This is a genomic window from Lysobacter sp. cf310 (genome assembly GCF_900114355.1).
GTDB lineage: Bacteria > Pseudomonadota > Gammaproteobacteria > Xanthomonadales > Xanthomonadaceae > Lysobacter.
Map to the genome: position 1 here is coordinate 180,761 of NZ_FOSS01000005.1, position 14,664 is coordinate 195,424.

The window sequence follows — 14,664 nt, forward strand, 5'->3', positions numbered from 1 at the left end:
TTGCGATCCCCTGAAGTACTGAAGAAATCTCGACCAAAACCTAGCTAGTACATCTTCGCTAAACGCCGCCCTGGCTGCCTCGAAAGCTATTGAACAAGTGCCGCACCGCCGATCCGACAAATATAAGCACCAGCACTGCCGAAATCAGCCATGTCCACAGGATATGGACCATCATGTACCCCGGCGCGTGTAGGGCGAAAAACGACGAGAACGCAGCCCAAGGCAAGAACAGCACCGCCGCGAGCAAGATACGAGGCCACAGGCGGGCCCCAAACTTTATGACCTTCGCCACAAAAAGGGCTTCAAGCAAATAGAAGCCGCAAAAGATCAGGAAATGGCTCGTCGGATGCTCCCATTGCGCCCTGTCTTCAAAGCCGTAGAAGAAGTACTGTTTTGGGTCCAAGCTGATCCAGGTGCTGAATCCAATAACCAGCACAGTGGCAGCGGCAATGATCAAGTTCTTGCGCTGATTCGTCGTGAGATTGACCATGTCACCGACCACAAGTGCTGAGGCACGCCATTAGACGGCGCGTGCGCGAGTTTCAGCCATCATGCCAGTCTTCCACGACGATGAGCATCGCTCATGCAGCTTTCCGGGGCTCACGCGGTAGTGTATCGGTGCCGATTACGCGTGGTTGATGACCGCTTCGATAGCGTGCCCATCCGGATCGATCAGAAACGCCGCGTAGTAGTGAGGCCCATAGTCCGGACGCAGACCGGGCTTGCCGTTATCGGTCCCCGCGACCGCCAAGGCCTGCGCATGAAACCGATCCACGGCCGCACGCGACGGCGCCGCGAACGCCACATGAAACCCGGGACCCGGCGCCGCCGAACCGGGCCGCAGCTTCAGACACAGCTGATCCTCGCCATCCACGAGCCCGTAGCCGATGGCGGTGTCGTCCTCGAACACCCGCCGATAGCCCAAGGCGCCGAGCGCAGCGTCGTAGAAGGCACCGGCTTGATGCAAATCGGCGACGGCGATGGAGAGGTGATGGAGCATCGGAGCAGCCCTGAGATTAGGCACGGTGCGGGCCGTGCTACGCGGTGCGCTTCGGCGAAACGCTACACCGCATTCTGCCGCAGTTGGAACACATTGCCCTCCGGGTCGCGCCCGTCGCACACCCGAACCCCGCGGGCCTCCCACTCCCGCTCCGGCGGCCACAGTTCGCCGCCCAGCCCCACCGCCATCGCGCGTGCCGCATCGATGCTGGCCACCGGCAGACACAGCTTGATGCAGCCGTCCTCGCGCAGAGGATACGCGGACGTTTTGCTGGCATAGGCCTCGGGAATCGCATGGACGATCAGCTGGAACCCCGCCGCCTCCAACACCACATGTTCGCTGTCCGCATGCACGGCCGTCATGCCCGCCACACCTTGGTAAAACGCGGACATCCGGTTGAGATTGTCCACGAACATCACTGCGGCCACGGGGGGCATGGTCATCGATCGCCTCGTTCGGAATGGGAAGTTACACCCTAGGTTGAATCGGCCAGATAGGGTGCGGCAACCGCCGCAGCGCCCCCTCCCGCGCTCGGCGACGAACGTGCACCCCGCTCGCCGCCTCACATCTCATCGGCTGGCGGGCTGCTTCAAGAACACCAGCCTCGCATTCACTTTCTCACCCTTCACATCCGCGCCCCTCGCGAAGCCGAGGCGCCCGTCGTGCCGGACCGTAGTGGCCTGGCGCAGAAAACCGACCAGATCCCGATCCTCCTCCACCGGCGCGAATACGAGCTGATCGCCCTGCAGCTGCCAGGTGCCACGAGCCGTCCCGTAGACGCCCAGGCAACCCTGCCAATCGCTTTCGAAGGTGTGGTCCGGACGCAGTACCACCGTGACCGAGCGACCGAGCCCGTCGCCGCTGTGGTACTCGCCCGACAACTGGTCGCTCGTCGTCCTGATGGTGGCGTCAGGCACGCAAGCGGCGAGCAAAAACAATGCCAACGTGATCGCGATAAGTTGTCTCATGATGCTTGCTCCTTACCGTCAGACTTCATTCCGTCCGCGCCTCCGCCGCCAGGATCGTCACCAGCGCCAGCCCACCCGCCACATCGAAACTGAAGTGCACGGAGTGCGTCGCGTGGTCATAGCGCAACCAACCGCCGTGCGCGCCCAGCAAAGTTCGCCCCGGCGAAGCCCCGCGATCCGGTGCACCCAGCACCGCTTCTATTTCAGCACGCGACGACGCGAATGAAAGGCCGTGCCCGAGCACGCCGCCGTACTGACTGAAATCGTCCTTGCCGGCACCGTGCAGAAAGATCGTTTGAATCGCGCCGCGTGCATCCAGCTGCAGCTGGATCCCCTGCGTCATCGAACTCAGATAGCGAACCGCCGCCATGCCCGCTTCCAACGGCGCCTGCGTATGCGCCGCCAACAGATAGGGCGCCAAGGTATGCGCCGTGGCGGGTGCCTCCGGTTTCGAGCCTAGCGTGGCGATCAGCTCATCCATTCCTTGAATTCCAGCAGCCGGTTTTCCCAGTGAAACGGCCATTTTCGCGTGCGGATACGGCACTAGGCAGTGGCAGCAACAGCGCTCATCGACCCGCAACTGCAACTCTAACGTTTCGCATATCGCGCCAACCACCCACGCCCGTTTTACATCATGCGGTATCGCGGCGATTTATCTGCCCCACAAGGCAACACTCGTCTGAGGCATTGCCGCAAATTGAATAGCGGATCGGAAGCGGCCGATACTGCCTAAGCACGGATCCCGCCGGAACCCGGCAGGCACGCATGGCCGAAGTACGGCCGGCTCCCCAAGCCGTACATCTCAAGGAGAAGAGAGCGCATGAAGACGCAGAAGCGAACCGGCCACCGCCGGCTATGGATGCTCGGCGCCGCAGCGACGTTGGGCATGTTGGTCTCGCTGGCCGCGTGGGCCTTGCCCTACCCGGCCTATGGCTACACCACGGTAGCCACCTACTACTCGACGGCGGCCAAGACCCATGTGGTGGGCGTGCGGGCTTACGACAATTGCCCGCCCGGGACGCCGCCGTATCTGAGCTATGGCTCGACCTCCGCCCACCTCACGGTCGAGATCATCCGTTGCCCGGATATGGGTAACTGGGAGCCGGACCCCGAGCAACCCTGAGCCCGATCCAACGCAGCTGAAACAGAAACAGGGGGTCAGAGTGCACTTTTCCACGGTGCTCCGCGAAAATGCACTCTGACCCTTCTTTGTTATGCCACCGAACCAGTCGACCAGGGGCAGCTAAGCTGGGGCAATAACCCATGAATCCACCCCCATCATCGATCGAGACATGCGATACCTCCATCTGCTCGACCGCAACGCCGTATCGCTAATCAAGGAGCACAACTCCGGAAAGGTTCAAACAGACCCTAAGAAGGTGAAGTTCCTCGATCACCTGAAGTCATTGGATCGCCCCGAGAACCTCGTCACGCCGCTGCTTTCCATCATCGAAGGCGAGAAGGGAAGAGAAGATTCGGCCGAAGAAAAGGCCGTGTGCCAGCGCAAGGAATCCGAGGCGATCAGGGTGTTCTTTCGCTTCGCGACTACGGATTCCGACAACCTCGATGCAATGGGAGATCAGCTGTCCCTGACATTTACTGCCTATCAGGAAGGACAGTGGGCCGCCAGGGCAGCATTCCTCAAAGTGGCCGCGCCACTGATCGTCCAGCCGGTGGCTAAAGCAAAACGACGAGAGGCAGAAGACAAACTCATTGCGGCGGCGGCTTCGGAAGGCCTCGCCCACGACGACGTGCTCAATATCCTGTGCCTAGCGACGCTCCATGAAAGCGAGCACGCAAGGGCTTTGCTCAAGCCCAAGCTTGTCAATGCCTACAACGTACTCAGCGACCTACAGTTCATCCATCTAACACAGCAGATCAAATCGATTGCCCAAAAACACCATCTGCCTATCCACATTGCCGTTGTGTCCATGGATGAAGGGCTACTTGGCGCGATGGATCATATCGAGTTCCACCACTGTGATTTCATTGACGACAGCGAATTCCAAATGAAGATCCGATACCCCACGGGACTTTTCCCAGGCCTATCCGATAGCGGGTATGCCGATCTGATGAACAAGCTGGCACAGCGCCATTAACCAGCCACCCGAAGAGATCATGCATCGATGAAGATCGCCATCAACGGCGCCGGCATCGCCGGTACAGCGCTTGCCTACTGGCTGAGCAAGCTGGGCCACGAGGTGTTGCTGGTCGAGCGGGCGCCTGCGCTGCGCACCGGTGGGTTCGTGGTCAACCTGTGGGGCATCGGCTACGACGCGCTGGAAAGGATGGGACTGCTGCCGACGTTACTGGAGTTGCAGCACCACTCCGACGAGCTGCGCATGGTGGACCGGTCGGGGCGCACGCGGGGCGGCTACCCCTCCAGCGTGTTGTTGAAGCTCGCCAAGGGGCGCATGGCCACGCTGGCCCGATACGACATTGCCGCGACCATCTACGGTGCTTTGGAGGGCCGGGTGGAGACGCTGTTCGGCGACAGCATCGCGTCGATCGACGACGACGGGGCGCGGGTTCGTATCGGGTTCGAGCGTGCGGCGGCGCGGGACGTCGACCTGGTGATGGGCGCGGACGGTCTGCACTCGCGCGTGCGCCAGCTGGTCTTCGGGCCTGACGACCGGTTCGAGTACCCGATGGGCTGCCATGTCGCTTCGTTCGGGGTCGCCGGCTACCGACCCCGCAGCGGGAACACCTACGTGGCCTACACCGCGCCCGGCCGGTACGTGGCCCGCTTCCCGCTGCGCGACGATCGCATGCTGTTCTTCGTGTTGCTGCGGGACGAGCACCTGCCAGGGCGTGCTCCGACCAACGCGGGCGAGCGCAAGGCAGCGTTGACCGGTGCGCTCGCCGGCATTGGCTGGGAATCGGACACCGTCGTGGCAGCGTTGGAGCAGGCGGATGACGTCTACTTCGACAGCATCAGCCAGATCCGCATGGACGCATGGGCCAAGGGCAAGGTCGCGCTGATCGGCGACGCCGCTGCCTGCCCTTCTCTCATTGCAGGAGAAGGTGCTGGCTTCGCGCTAGCGCAAGCCTACGTGTTGGCGGGCGAGCTGCATCGGCACGGCGGCGACACCGCTGCGGCCATCGCGCAGCACCAGGCGCGCCTGATGTCGGCCGTAGCGCGCAAGCAGAAGCTCGCGGAAAGCCTGGCGGCCTCATTCGTCCCTAGAACGGCACTGGGCGTGCGCGTTCGCGACTACGCCACGCTGCTGATGCGCCTCCCGGTCTTCCCGAAGATCCTGATGGGGCGCTACTTCCACGATGAGTTGGCGCTGCCGGAGTACGGGATCTGACGCCCAGGGGCGGATGTCCATCAACCGCGTTCTACTAAGCATCGCCCTTAGGCAGCGGCGCCAGGAAATCCGCCACCGGCTCCAGGATCACTTCAGGCAGGCTCTCGGCGATACACGCGCGCATCCGCGCCCAGGCGTCGGCATCCACCGACGGCCGCGCCAGCCCTTCGGCCTTCGCCGCCGCCGACGGCCACTGCGTGTAGCTGTACCAAAGATCGTCCGGCCCGCGGTGCAGACGCGAGCCCAGCGAGCCGCGTTCGGCTCGCAGCAGTTGCGTCACCCGCGACCAGGCCTCGACGAAGGTCTGCTCGGTGCCGAGGTGCAGGCGCCAACGGTAGATGGCGCAAAAGGCGGGATTGTCGCTGCTCATGCATTGATTCCACGAGGGTTGGTCGGCGGCAGGGATGCCTGCCCAAAGCCTATGAGCGAAAGGTAGCCGGAACAGGGAGCGACGTCATTGCCCTCCGCGCCCCGGACGGGAGCCATCGACTGTCTTCCCCTTGTCATGGGATTGGCATCGAATCGCCGGAACCGCTCAAGCGCCGCGAGACCGCCATGGATTTATTCCGCATTCGAATCGCGCGCCGTGCACGGAAAGCGCCTCATGGGCTGTCCCGGAGCCTTGCCTGCCTGCTATTGCTGTCCGCCGTGGGCTGGGTAGCCGGCGAGGCGCGGGCACAGCAGTGGCGGCTGACCAAGGAGAAGGACGGCATCCGCATAGAGACCCGGCGTATCCTGGGCGCACGCTTCGAAGAACTGCGTATCAGCACCTCGCTGAAGGCCCCGCCGGAGGCCATCGCGGACTACCTGTTCGGCAAGTACCTGGACGAGAAGAACCGGAACATCCGCCGCAGCTTCGTCCAGCGCGGGCGGGACGTGACCGTGTGGTCGGACGTGCTCAGCACGCCAGTCACCAGCGAACGCTGCTACTCCATGCGCTTCGAACGGCACGCGCCGGGCAATGGCGAGATCCGGGTGAAGTTCGTTTCGCTGGACTATGTGGGCAAGAAGCCGACGCCCGACTGCATCGCGCTGCGCTCGCGCGGCGAGTGGGTAATGACGCCCACGGGCAGCGGGACACGATTGACCTATGTGTCGCTGACCGACTTCGGCGGGAAGGTTCCGGCGATGCTGGCGGAACGCTCGCTGTCGTCGGCGGCCGTGTCCAGCCTGCGCAAGGTAGTGGCCGGATCTTCGGGGTTGGCGCTGCCCAAGGGGTTCGACGACTGAATGACGCTACTCGATCCGTGCAATAGACAGGCGGGAACCGCCGCTAGTATCCGTTGCCGAAAGCGTGACACCCTCAGCATCGACCTCGAACTTCACCGCGATGGCGGGTTCTCCCCGCCGCGCTGGCGCAAAGCCCGCGATCTGAAACTGCCCCAAAGATTGGGCCGCTTTGACCATAGGCGAGTCGCCGCGATAGAGATGCACGCTGATCTGGCCCTGGCCATCCTCCGCCGTGCTGAAGGTTTGGGATCGCGAGCAGGGAATCTCGCAGCCCTTGGCCAGCAACGGCGTAAACACGCCTCCGAGTGTCTCGATGCCCACGGACTCTCGGAGGGCCTTGCCCTCGATCAGCGTAGTCGAGGCCGGCGCCACGAGAATCGACACACTGTCGGTATGCGCGCATCCGGCAAAGCACAAAGCCAACAGACCGATCGCAGACCTCACTATTGCCTCCGAAAACATAGATTGACCGAGGCGCGAGCTGCGTCGACTCGAATGACTGGTTAGATCGCAGTCAGCTGCAACTGAAAGACACTTCCTTCAGGTCGGCTACTAGTCGAGTTTACGGAACTGATCGCGAGTTGGTTCATGACTCCGAATGAAACAACTCAGTCCGCAAGCTCATACCATCCTTCCGCGCGCCACCGGCCCCGCCGCCAACCTTCTCTGCAGGGCTTGCGCTCCATGGCCAACGGATCCGAGACATACCGTCGGACCGTGTGCTTGACCGGAAAGCCGCCACCCCAGAAGAAGTCCACCACTAAGCCACAGGTCTCGTTCTGAGTAATGTGCACTCCGTAGGTTAGGTCCGCATACGCTGCCGGGGGTGGCAGCACAGTCACCGTCTCGCCCGGCACCGCCAAAGTCGACGCCCAGGCCGCCGCGGCCTGATAGCGCGGCAGGTCGCGCTGGAACTGCCAGTCGCGGATCGCGTGCCCGAGTTCGAGCCCCACCGGCACAACCGCCAATACCGCCACGGGGACGATGCTGGCCTTCAGCCGCCGGCCCTGCTCACGCGTCAGTGCCCATCCCAGGCAGATCAAGAACAGGAGGCCGACCACCAGGAAGGCGCCCATGCTCAACAGCTGTTTCAGCCCCGTCGGCCGCGCCGCGAACGCCGCGATGCTGCATAAGCACGCCAGCGACAGCATCCACACGATAAATCTGGCCATGCGCCTGGTACCTAGCTAGGGGGACGTTTGGAGGGGCTCCATTTTGGCATCGCGATCGGACGGGAGCCGACACGCAGGCATCGCCGCCCATGCATCCGCGCGCCTCACCAAATCCGGGGGCCATGCGACGAACCGGTGGGCGCCTTGCTGCGAAACGGGGAAACTTGCCGGTGCGTCAGGCAAGCTAGCAACCGCTTCGCCTTGCCCTTGGAGACGGGATGATCATCAGACGCACCATGACGATGCTGCTCGGGCTGGCCCTGCTGTTGCCGGGCGCGGCCTTCGCGGACGAAGCGCTGTCCGCCGCGCTGACTCGGCAGATGGAGGTCAATCGACAGCGCTACAGCATCGCCGGCCAGGCTCTGCTGGTCGCGCACAATGGGAAGGTGTTGTTCCGCGGCGCGGACGGCGAGGCCGACGTGGAGCGCCACGAGCGGGTCACGGCCGATCACGTGTTCGCCGCCTACTCATTGAGCAAGTTGTTCGTTAGCGTCCTGATCATGCAGCTGGTCGAGCAGGGTCAGGTGGATCTGGACGCACCCGCCAGCGCCTATGTGGCTGGCCTGCCGGCGTCTTGGCAGGCCATTCGCGTGCGCGAGTTCCTGGACCACACCTCTGGCGTACCGGAGTACTTCGCTCAGCGGCAGGACGGGGCGGCCTCGAACGCCATGGCGTTCCCCAAAGATTTGCCGGCGGTGTTCGCCTCGCTGGCCGATACGCCCCTGCAGTTCGCCACCGGCACCGACACGCGCTACACGCAGACCAACTTCCTGGTGCTGACCGCGCTGCTGGAGGCCCACTACGGCAAACCGTACGCGCAGATCGCCGATGAACGCATCGTGCGCAAGCTGCAGCTGGGGCATACCTGGCTGGGCCCGGCCGCGCTGCCCAAGCAAGGCGTGGTGCGCAGCTACGCCGGCAAGGACGGGCGCCTGGTACCGGAGCAGGATATCGACTGGCCGGACTATGCGCACGGCCACGCCGGGCTGTACCTCACGCTGGACGATCTCGGCCGGTTCCTGCAAGCGGTGAGCTCGGGCGAACTGGTGGGCAAGGCCACGCTGCGCCGGCTCTGGCAACCGCGCACGCTGACCAACGGGCGACGCGGCGGGTTCGCGGCCGGGTGGGAGTACGGCGAGAGCGGTGCCTATCGACAGGTCGGACACGACGGCGGCACGCGCGTGCGGGTGCGCGTGCTGTTTCAGGATTCGCTGGATGGCGATGTCTACGTGTTCGCTTACTTGACCAACGGCAGCGCGAAGAACGTGTGGTCACGTGTGCTGGTGGGGAGCGCAATGGCGGTGGTGGCGCCGGACCGGTTTCCGGCGGAAGCGCTATCAGAGTCGCTGGTGCACTACGCGCTGCAGACGCCGGCTGCGGGCGATGCGCAGGCGCAGGCCCGTTCGATCCGCGCAAAAGTCGCGCTGGGCGATGCGAAGCTGGAGCGCGCCATCAACACGGCCGGCTACTCGGTGCGGGAAAACCTGGGGATCGATCCTGCGCTACGCGTGTTCGAGCTGAGCACCGTGCTGTTTCCGCAGTCGTCGAACGCTTGGGACAGCCTGGCCGAAGCGCATGCGGCCAAGGGCGACAAGGACCGGGCGAAGGCGCTGTACGACAAGGCGCAGGAGCTTGCGGCAGGGATAAGGGCGAACGAGGCGCGATAGCGCTTCATCCGGCCAGAATGCGCGGCCTGCCTGGCGGCGACTTGGCGCGATCGGCCGGTCATTTGGCGCCTTCCGCTAGTTCCATGGCGCGTGCTGGCCTCTAGATTGACGCTCAACTTCCATGAGTGTCTGCCAGCCCCCCCATGAGCATCATCCTAGTCACCGGCGCTTCCTCGGGTATCGGGAAAGCCACCGCGCACGCCTTACTCCAGCAAGGTCATACGGTCTACGTGGCGGCGCGCCGCGTGGAAGCCATGCGCGAGCTGAGCGAGCGTGGCGCGATCCCCTTGCGCATGGACATCACCCACGAGGCCGATGTCACCAGCGTGGTTGAGCGGATCACCCGCGAGCACGGCGGTGTGGATGTGTTGATCAACAACGCTGGCTTCGGCATGTACGGGTCGGTCGAGGACACCTCGATCGACGACGCGCGCTACCAGTTCGAGGTCAACCTGTTCGGCATGGCCCGCCTGACCCAGCTGTTGATTCCCGGCATGCGCCGGAAGGGCAAGGGCACCATCGTCAATCTGTCGTCGATGGGCGGCAAGGTCTACACGCCGTTGGGTTCCTGGTATCACGCGACCAAACACGCGGTCGAAGGCTGGAGCGACTGCCTGCGCATCGAGCTCAAGCCGTTCGGCATCGACGTGGTGATCGTGGAACCGGGCCTCATCGCCACCGAGTTCGGCGACGTGCTGACCCAGCCGATGCTGGACCGCTCGGGCCATGGGCCGTATGCCGGCATGGCGCAGTCCATCGCCCGGGCCAAGGTGCCGATGTCGCCGCCGACGGTGATCGCAGACGCCATCGTGCGGGCGGTCGCGGCCAGGCGGCCCAAGACGCGCTACGTGGCCGGGAAGTTCGCGCGGCCGCTGATGTTCGCGCGCAAGTACCTCGGAGACCGCCTGTATGATCGGCTCATCATGAGCCAAGTCGGCTGACCATGACGCGCAACGCGACCTTCCCCGTCGAGCCTTCCTGGCGCCTGCTGTTGAAGGACCTGGGCCTGCCCGCGGATCGTGTGCTGCGGCGCGCGGGGCTGCCCGAGGACTTGTTCTCGCGCGCCGATGCCGGCCTGACCACGGTCGAGTACTTCCGCCTGTGGCAGAGCCTGGAGACGGAAGCAGACGATCCGTTGTTTCCGCTGCGACTAGTGGAGACGATTCAGGCGGAGTCTTTCGTCCCGGCGATCTTCGCGGCGTTGTGCAGCGCGAACATGATGCAGGCGGCACAGCGGCTGGCGACCTACAAGAAACTCATCGCGCCCATGCGACTAGACGTGACGGTCGGCCGCGGGGGCGAGCTGTCGCTGTCGCCGCACTGGCTGGAGGCGCAAGGCGAGGTCCCGTTCGCCGTAGTGATGACGGAGCTCGCCTTCCTGGTGCGTCTGGTCCGTTTGGCGACGCGCGAGACGGTCGATGCGCTGCGGGTGACCTTGCCGCGCCCGCCTGTACAAGCGCAGCTCAAGGCCTACACGGAATTTTTCGGCGTCGCGGTGCGCCGGGCCGAGACCGCCAGCGTGACATTGTCTGCGGCCGATGCGAACCGCCCCTTCCTGACCGCGAACGATGCGATGTGGCGGATGTTCGAGCCCGGCCTGCGCGAGCGGCTGAGCGAGCTCGACGGCTCGGCGACCATGGCGCAACGCGTGCGGTCCGCACTGCTCGAACTTCTGCCCGGCGGGCAAAGCAGCATCGACGCGGTAGCACGCCGCTTGTCGATGAGCACACGCACCTTGCAGCGCCGCCTGGAAGCGGAGGGCGAGAACTTCCGGGGCGTCGTCAACCGGACACGCGAGGATCTGGCGCGGCACTACCTCACCCAGACCGAACTGTCGGTCGGCGAGATCGGCTTCCTGCTGCGCTTCGAAGATCCCAATTCGTTCTTCCGCGCGTTCCACGACTGGACCGGCACGACACCCGAGGCGACGAGAAAACTCGTGCATTGAGTCGGTCCCAGCCTTTCCGTCCCACCTAGCGGCGCGCATCCCTATGAGCCAAAACGAACCCCTCACGTTTCTGTGTCAGTGGATGACTGCGCCACGGCGGGTCGGCGCCATCGCGCCATCCGGACGGACCCTGGCCGAGCTCATTACCCGCGAGATCGGGCCCACGCATGGGCCGGTGATCGAACTGGGCGCGGGCACCGGTAGTTTCACGCACCAGCTCATCGCGCGCGGTGTGGCCGAGTCACAGTTGGTGCTGGTCGAGCTGGGCGACGACTTCGCCCGCAGTTTGTCGCAGCGATTTCCGGCTGCGCACGTGCATCGCATCAACGCGCAGCGCTTGCATCGGCTGCCGACGCATGCCTCGCCCTTGGCCGGCGCGGTCGTCAGCGGCTTGCCTCTGCTGTCGATGTCGACCCTGCAGGTCGCACGCATTCTGCGCGGCGCGTTCGCGCATCTACGAGGCGACGGTGCCTTCTATCAGTTCACCTATGGGATCAGCTGCCCGATCCCCAAGGCGATGCTGGAGCGTTTCGGTTTGAAAGCGCACTACATGGGGGCGACGCTGGCTAACCTTCCCCCGGCGCGGGTGTTCCGAATTTCGCGCCAAAGCCGGGTAGCACGAGGCTTCTAGTCGGGCGGGACTAGTTCATGCGGATGCTGGTCAGCACCGCATTGGCCGCCTCGATCCCGTCCTCGCTGGCGTATTCAGTCCGCAAGCTCTACCGCCCTTCCACTCGCCTTGCGCATGGCCAGAAGCTGCTTCAGCGCTGTCGGCCGCGCCGCAAACAGCCGCGATGCCGCACAAGCAGAGCGAAGGCAGCGCCCCTGAAGAACCTCATCAGCCCTCCAGGCTTGAACTAAGCCACCCTGACGTAGAGCCACTTCGACTTGATCAGTCGTTAGACCACTTCGAACTGAACACCGTGCTGTTCCCGGACTCGTCCAACACCTGGGACAGCTTGGCCGAGGCGCATGCCGCCAGGGGCGACCAGGACAAGGCGAAAGCACTGTACGAAAAAGCGCGTCGGCTTGCGGAACGGGCAAAGACGGGCAAGAGGCGATAGCGCTTTATGCGGAGCGGTGTCGCCTTTCTCGCCCGCTCGGCGCGTCACCCGATCTTTGAAACCATTCCGCGCGCATGCTCCTGGGCAGCGCATTCGCCGCATCGATCCAATCTCGCAGGCATCGCGGCGCGTGATGTCAACTGAGTCGCCCGTTGGGAATGTCTATGCCTCATCTCCGGGCTTTTTGGACTCTGCTTCGATCTGACGACGTCAAGCAGACGTCGGCGGTATTGAATCCCCGCTGATATTCGATTCAGCGGATGGCGCCATGGCGGCACCGCCCGAAAACGCCTCGGCCAGACTTCTGCGCCAGCGGCCGGCAATGACGCCGGAACCTCCGAAGTCGATCGCGGCCGCTTCTTCGATGTTTACGATGGCGGTTTGCGACAACGCCGCGTGCGGCGCCGTCTCGGCCAACAACGCGGCCAGGGCGCTGATGGACTTGTAGTAGGTCGCACGGTCCTCCAGCAGCGACGCGGCCTTTTCCTGGAAGTCGGGGTCGACATGAGCGGCCGTCGCGCACAGTTGGGGCGAGGCCCAGCTTCCGGCGCGGATGCAGCGCCATAGCTCGGACAGGACTGGGTCGGATACGCGCCTGCAGGCGATGGCGACGCAGGCGATGTTGTGGAAACGCCAGTCGCGTGCGCGCAGCAGCAAGGCCAGATCGCGCTCCAGGTGCGCTTGGGTGGGCTCCGCGATCGCGCGCCTGAGCTTGTCGATCTCCGCTTGCGCTTGCGGGCCCCGCAGCGACATGAAGGCCAGGTAGTTGGCCACGCTCAGCCTGCAGGCCTTGCCTTCGAACTCGCTGTCCTGAAAGAAGAGCGTTTGCAGCGCTGCCTCTTCGGCCTTCGGATCGGCGGGAGGAAAGTCACGCATACCAAGCGCCCTGCCCGATCGCGGCATCACAGTGCTGTCTCATGACGTGTCGACCGCTAGGTAAAGATGCGTCAGCCGGGCAAACGGAAATCGGGGTATGCCGCATCGCCAGCTGGATATCCAATCAACGTCCCTTCCCGACCGCCGGGCAATCCGACGCCAATAGCGTCAAAGATTTGTTCTTCGCCGCAGCCAGCTCGACGCGGAGCTCGAACCCCGACCAGGTGCCGTCGAATTGCTGGAGCTTGGCCAGGCGGTCCCCAAGCCCACTGAATTCTGCGCCGATTTTGCCAGCGGACTCAGCGCATGCGCCTCCTTGGAGTTGCTCGTAAACCCGCGCGCTGTCCTGCTCGATTACGGCGATCTGCCGCTCGTAGCAGGCACCCAGGATGTTCCCGCAGCCGCCGAAGGAGCACGCTTTACGGGCCTGTTCGGATTCTTTGAGGCAGGCCTGATACTCGGCCGTCGCAACGGCTCTTGGATCTTGAGCTTGGGCGACGCTCGCGTGTGCCACGAACGCCATGAGCAGAACAATTTTCTTCATAACCCTTAACCCCAAAAATCATACAAGGCATCGATCCCGCTCCGATGAAGGCCGCAAGGCGGCACCGCCCACTCTCCTGGTTGGGCTCCATCATGGCGGTCGATTCATGGCTCGATTCGTGTGCACACGCCGTAGATCGCGTTGGGTCCGATCCAGCCATTGATGAAACCGCGGTTGTTGCCGATCTGGAACCGCTGGCCCTGGATGGCTTTGACGAGATGGAGGTACTCGTTCCCGCCTACTTTGCAGAGCACGATGTCTCCCGCCTTCAAGCTCGACAGATCCGCGATCGGCTCGACGGTGCACAGCTGGCCCGATTCGATCTTTCCCGTCATCGAGCCTCCGCGCGGGCGAAAGCTGACCGGCTCGCCGCTCTTGAGCTTAGCGATATGTCCCGTGGCCCACCCCATACCTGCTTTCCCAAGCCCTGTCGTCTTCGATGAATGGCCAACCCCGAACGAATAGTACTCAGTCGTCCGTCGGCGAATAGATGTCCAGGTCGAGCTCGATGCCCCGCGCACCCAGTGCCAGAAGGGTCCTAGGTGCGATCGAGACGCCATCGTTGCCGTTGGCCATGAACCAGCCACAGAACAAGTCGACGCTGTAACGCTCGGAGAGTTCGCGCCAGACGGCGAGGTCGGGCGTCAGCTGCGCCAGCAGTTCATCGACTTGGGCGTTCAGATCTTCGGGCTCGGCAACCTTGGCGGACAGGTTCCATATCCCGAACTTGAATATCCGCTCGCGGCCCGATGCGAAAACACGCCGGTCGCCCTTGGTGTGCGAATAGGTGGGCGACGCGCCCAACAAGGCCGTGATCTCCTCCGGCCGTAAGTCGTCGCCGGATACGCGCAGGGTCGCCACCGACCGTTCGAGTACTCCCATCC

The 14,664-nt window shown here is 63.9% G+C and carries 20 protein-coding genes; 8 read left to right on the forward strand and 12 right to left on the reverse strand.

Going from position 1 to position 14,664, the window contains the following annotated elements:
- Positions 1-58: 58 nt before the first annotated feature.
- The 5 genes from BMZ45_RS18100 to BMZ45_RS18120 form a co-directional block, all read right to left on the reverse strand.
- Positions 59-490: a hypothetical protein gene (locus tag BMZ45_RS18100; protein WP_091637932.1), complete on the reverse strand. Its 432-nt coding sequence runs from the start codon at positions 488-490 to the stop codon at positions 59-61.
- A 135-nt stretch (positions 491-625) separates the two neighbouring features.
- On the reverse strand, positions 626-1,000 hold the full coding sequence (locus BMZ45_RS18105) for a VOC family protein (RefSeq protein ID WP_091637933.1): 375 nt from the start codon (positions 998-1,000) through the stop codon (positions 626-628).
- 62 nt (positions 1,001-1,062) lie between these two features.
- Complete coding sequence (locus tag BMZ45_RS18110; RefSeq protein WP_091637934.1) at positions 1,063-1,443, reverse strand: VOC family protein; 381 nt, start codon at positions 1,441-1,443, stop codon at positions 1,063-1,065.
- A gap of 126 nt (positions 1,444-1,569) precedes the next feature.
- Complete coding sequence (locus tag BMZ45_RS18115) at positions 1,570-1,968, reverse strand: hypothetical protein (protein WP_091637935.1); 399 nt, start codon at positions 1,966-1,968, stop codon at positions 1,570-1,572.
- Between the two features lie 25 nt (positions 1,969-1,993).
- Complete coding sequence (locus BMZ45_RS18120; RefSeq protein WP_091637936.1) at positions 1,994-2,449, reverse strand: hypothetical protein; 456 nt, start codon at positions 2,447-2,449, stop codon at positions 1,994-1,996.
- A 339-nt stretch (positions 2,450-2,788) separates the two neighbouring features.
- Between BMZ45_RS18120 and BMZ45_RS18125 the strand changes: the two genes are divergently transcribed.
- From BMZ45_RS18125 to BMZ45_RS18135, 3 genes are all read left to right on the forward strand, one after another.
- Positions 2,789-3,091 carry a hypothetical protein gene (locus BMZ45_RS18125; protein ID WP_091637937.1) on the forward strand — a complete coding sequence of 101 codons (303 nt, stop codon included), beginning with the start codon at positions 2,789-2,791 and terminating at the stop codon, positions 3,089-3,091.
- Positions 3,092-3,260: 169 nt separating this feature from the next.
- Positions 3,261-4,067, forward strand: a complete 807-nt coding sequence (locus BMZ45_RS18130; protein WP_091637938.1) for a hypothetical protein — start codon at positions 3,261-3,263, stop codon at positions 4,065-4,067.
- A gap of 27 nt (positions 4,068-4,094) precedes the next feature.
- On the forward strand, positions 4,095-5,279 hold the full coding sequence (locus BMZ45_RS18135) for an FAD-binding domain (protein WP_091637939.1): 1,185 nt from the start codon (positions 4,095-4,097) through the stop codon (positions 5,277-5,279).
- Positions 5,280-5,313: 34 nt separating this feature from the next.
- Here BMZ45_RS18135 and BMZ45_RS18140 read toward each other — a convergent pair whose 3' ends face one another.
- Positions 5,314-5,649, reverse strand: a complete 336-nt coding sequence (locus tag BMZ45_RS18140) for an antibiotic biosynthesis monooxygenase family protein (RefSeq protein WP_091637940.1) — start codon at positions 5,647-5,649, stop codon at positions 5,314-5,316.
- A 185-nt stretch (positions 5,650-5,834) separates the two neighbouring features.
- Here BMZ45_RS18140 and BMZ45_RS18145 point away from each other — a divergent pair, with 185 nt between their 5' ends.
- Positions 5,835-6,509, forward strand: coding sequence for a hypothetical protein (locus tag BMZ45_RS18145; protein WP_139215575.1), 675 nt, complete (start codon positions 5,835-5,837; stop codon positions 6,507-6,509).
- A 6-nt stretch (positions 6,510-6,515) separates the two neighbouring features.
- Here BMZ45_RS18145 and BMZ45_RS18150 read toward each other — a convergent pair whose 3' ends face one another.
- Both BMZ45_RS18150 and BMZ45_RS18155 read right to left on the reverse strand, forming a co-directional pair.
- Positions 6,516-6,953: an Hsp70 family protein gene (locus BMZ45_RS18150; protein ID WP_175489146.1), complete on the reverse strand. Its 438-nt coding sequence runs from the start codon at positions 6,951-6,953 to the stop codon at positions 6,516-6,518.
- A 164-nt stretch (positions 6,954-7,117) separates the two neighbouring features.
- Positions 7,118-7,681 carry a hypothetical protein gene (locus tag BMZ45_RS18155; protein WP_091637943.1) on the reverse strand — a complete coding sequence of 188 codons (564 nt, stop codon included), beginning with the start codon at positions 7,679-7,681 and terminating at the stop codon, positions 7,118-7,120.
- Between the two features lie 236 nt (positions 7,682-7,917).
- On the opposite strand from BMZ45_RS18155, the gene BMZ45_RS18160 reads away from it, so the two are divergent.
- From BMZ45_RS18160 to BMZ45_RS18175, 4 genes are all read left to right on the forward strand, one after another.
- Positions 7,918-9,348 carry a serine hydrolase domain-containing protein gene (locus BMZ45_RS18160; RefSeq protein ID WP_254776686.1) on the forward strand — a complete coding sequence of 477 codons (1,431 nt, stop codon included), beginning with the start codon at positions 7,918-7,920 and terminating at the stop codon, positions 9,346-9,348.
- Between the two features lie 143 nt (positions 9,349-9,491).
- Positions 9,492-10,289 (forward strand): oxidoreductase, encoded by a 798-nt coding sequence (locus BMZ45_RS18165; RefSeq protein ID WP_091637944.1) that lies wholly within the window; start codon positions 9,492-9,494, stop codon positions 10,287-10,289.
- A 2-nt stretch (positions 10,290-10,291) separates the two neighbouring features.
- On the forward strand, positions 10,292-11,296 hold the full coding sequence (locus BMZ45_RS18170; protein ID WP_091637945.1) for an AraC family transcriptional regulator: 1,005 nt from the start codon (positions 10,292-10,294) through the stop codon (positions 11,294-11,296).
- Positions 11,297-11,339: 43 nt separating this feature from the next.
- Positions 11,340-11,927: a class I SAM-dependent methyltransferase gene (locus BMZ45_RS18175; protein WP_091637946.1), complete on the forward strand. Its 588-nt coding sequence runs from the start codon at positions 11,340-11,342 to the stop codon at positions 11,925-11,927.
- A gap of 643 nt (positions 11,928-12,570) precedes the next feature.
- Here BMZ45_RS18175 and BMZ45_RS18180 read toward each other — a convergent pair.
- From BMZ45_RS18180 to BMZ45_RS18195, 4 genes are all read right to left on the reverse strand, one after another.
- Positions 12,571-13,236: a hypothetical protein gene (locus BMZ45_RS18180; RefSeq protein ID WP_091637947.1), complete on the reverse strand. Its 666-nt coding sequence runs from the start codon at positions 13,234-13,236 to the stop codon at positions 12,571-12,573.
- Positions 13,237-13,360: 124 nt separating this feature from the next.
- Complete coding sequence (locus BMZ45_RS18185) at positions 13,361-13,780, reverse strand: hypothetical protein (RefSeq protein ID WP_091637948.1); 420 nt, start codon at positions 13,778-13,780, stop codon at positions 13,361-13,363.
- Positions 13,781-13,884: 104 nt separating this feature from the next.
- A complete protein-coding gene (locus BMZ45_RS18190) occupies positions 13,885-14,190 on the reverse strand; it encodes a hypothetical protein (RefSeq protein ID WP_091637949.1) in 306 nt (101 codons plus the stop codon).
- Between the two features lie 58 nt (positions 14,191-14,248).
- Positions 14,249-14,662, reverse strand: a complete 414-nt coding sequence (locus tag BMZ45_RS18195) for a DUF4279 domain-containing protein (RefSeq protein WP_091637950.1) — start codon at positions 14,660-14,662, stop codon at positions 14,249-14,251.
- Positions 14,663-14,664: the final 2 nt, after the last annotated feature.

What these genes read in the sequence shown, in the direction of transcription:
- BMZ45_RS18100 (WP_091637932.1), bottom strand. Translation starts at nt 490, where the DNA reads ATGGTCAATCTCACGACGAATCAGCGCAAGAACTTGATCATTGCCGCT.
- BMZ45_RS18105 (WP_091637933.1), bottom strand. Translation starts at nt 1,000, where the DNA reads ATGCTCCATCACCTCTCCATCGCCGTCGCCGATTTGCATCAAGCCGGT.
- BMZ45_RS18110 (WP_091637934.1), bottom strand. Translation starts at nt 1,443, where the DNA reads ATGACCATGCCCCCCGTGGCCGCAGTGATGTTCGTGGACAATCTCAAC.
- BMZ45_RS18115 (WP_091637935.1), bottom strand. Translation starts at nt 1,968, where the DNA reads ATGAGACAACTTATCGCGATCACGTTGGCATTGTTTTTGCTCGCCGCT.
- BMZ45_RS18120 (WP_091637936.1), bottom strand. Translation starts at nt 2,449, where the DNA reads ATGGATGAGCTGATCGCCACGCTAGGCTCGAAACCGGAGGCACCCGCC.
- BMZ45_RS18125 (WP_091637937.1), top strand. Translation starts at nt 2,789, where the DNA reads ATGAAGACGCAGAAGCGAACCGGCCACCGCCGGCTATGGATGCTCGGC.
- BMZ45_RS18130 (WP_091637938.1), top strand. Translation starts at nt 3,261, where the DNA reads ATGCGATACCTCCATCTGCTCGACCGCAACGCCGTATCGCTAATCAAG.
- BMZ45_RS18135 (WP_091637939.1), top strand. Translation starts at nt 4,095, where the DNA reads ATGAAGATCGCCATCAACGGCGCCGGCATCGCCGGTACAGCGCTTGCC.
- BMZ45_RS18140 (WP_091637940.1), bottom strand. Translation starts at nt 5,649, where the DNA reads ATGAGCAGCGACAATCCCGCCTTTTGCGCCATCTACCGTTGGCGCCTG.
- BMZ45_RS18145 (WP_139215575.1), top strand. Translation starts at nt 5,835, where the DNA reads ATGGATTTATTCCGCATTCGAATCGCGCGCCGTGCACGGAAAGCGCCT.
- BMZ45_RS18155 (WP_091637943.1), bottom strand. Translation starts at nt 7,681, where the DNA reads ATGGCCAGATTTATCGTGTGGATGCTGTCGCTGGCGTGCTTATGCAGC.
- BMZ45_RS18160 (WP_254776686.1), top strand. Translation starts at nt 7,918, where the DNA reads ATGACGATGCTGCTCGGGCTGGCCCTGCTGTTGCCGGGCGCGGCCTTC.
- BMZ45_RS18165 (WP_091637944.1), top strand. Translation starts at nt 9,492, where the DNA reads ATGAGCATCATCCTAGTCACCGGCGCTTCCTCGGGTATCGGGAAAGCC.
- BMZ45_RS18170 (WP_091637945.1), top strand. Translation starts at nt 10,292, where the DNA reads ATGACGCGCAACGCGACCTTCCCCGTCGAGCCTTCCTGGCGCCTGCTG.
- BMZ45_RS18175 (WP_091637946.1), top strand. Translation starts at nt 11,340, where the DNA reads ATGAGCCAAAACGAACCCCTCACGTTTCTGTGTCAGTGGATGACTGCG.
- BMZ45_RS18180 (WP_091637947.1), bottom strand. Translation starts at nt 13,236, where the DNA reads ATGCGTGACTTTCCTCCCGCCGATCCGAAGGCCGAAGAGGCAGCGCTG.
- BMZ45_RS18185 (WP_091637948.1), bottom strand. Translation starts at nt 13,780, where the DNA reads ATGAAGAAAATTGTTCTGCTCATGGCGTTCGTGGCACACGCGAGCGTC.
- BMZ45_RS18190 (WP_091637949.1), bottom strand. Translation starts at nt 14,190, where the DNA reads ATGGGGTGGGCCACGGGACATATCGCTAAGCTCAAGAGCGGCGAGCCG.
- BMZ45_RS18195 (WP_091637950.1), bottom strand. Translation starts at nt 14,662, where the DNA reads ATGGGAGTACTCGAACGGTCGGTGGCGACCCTGCGCGTATCCGGCGAC.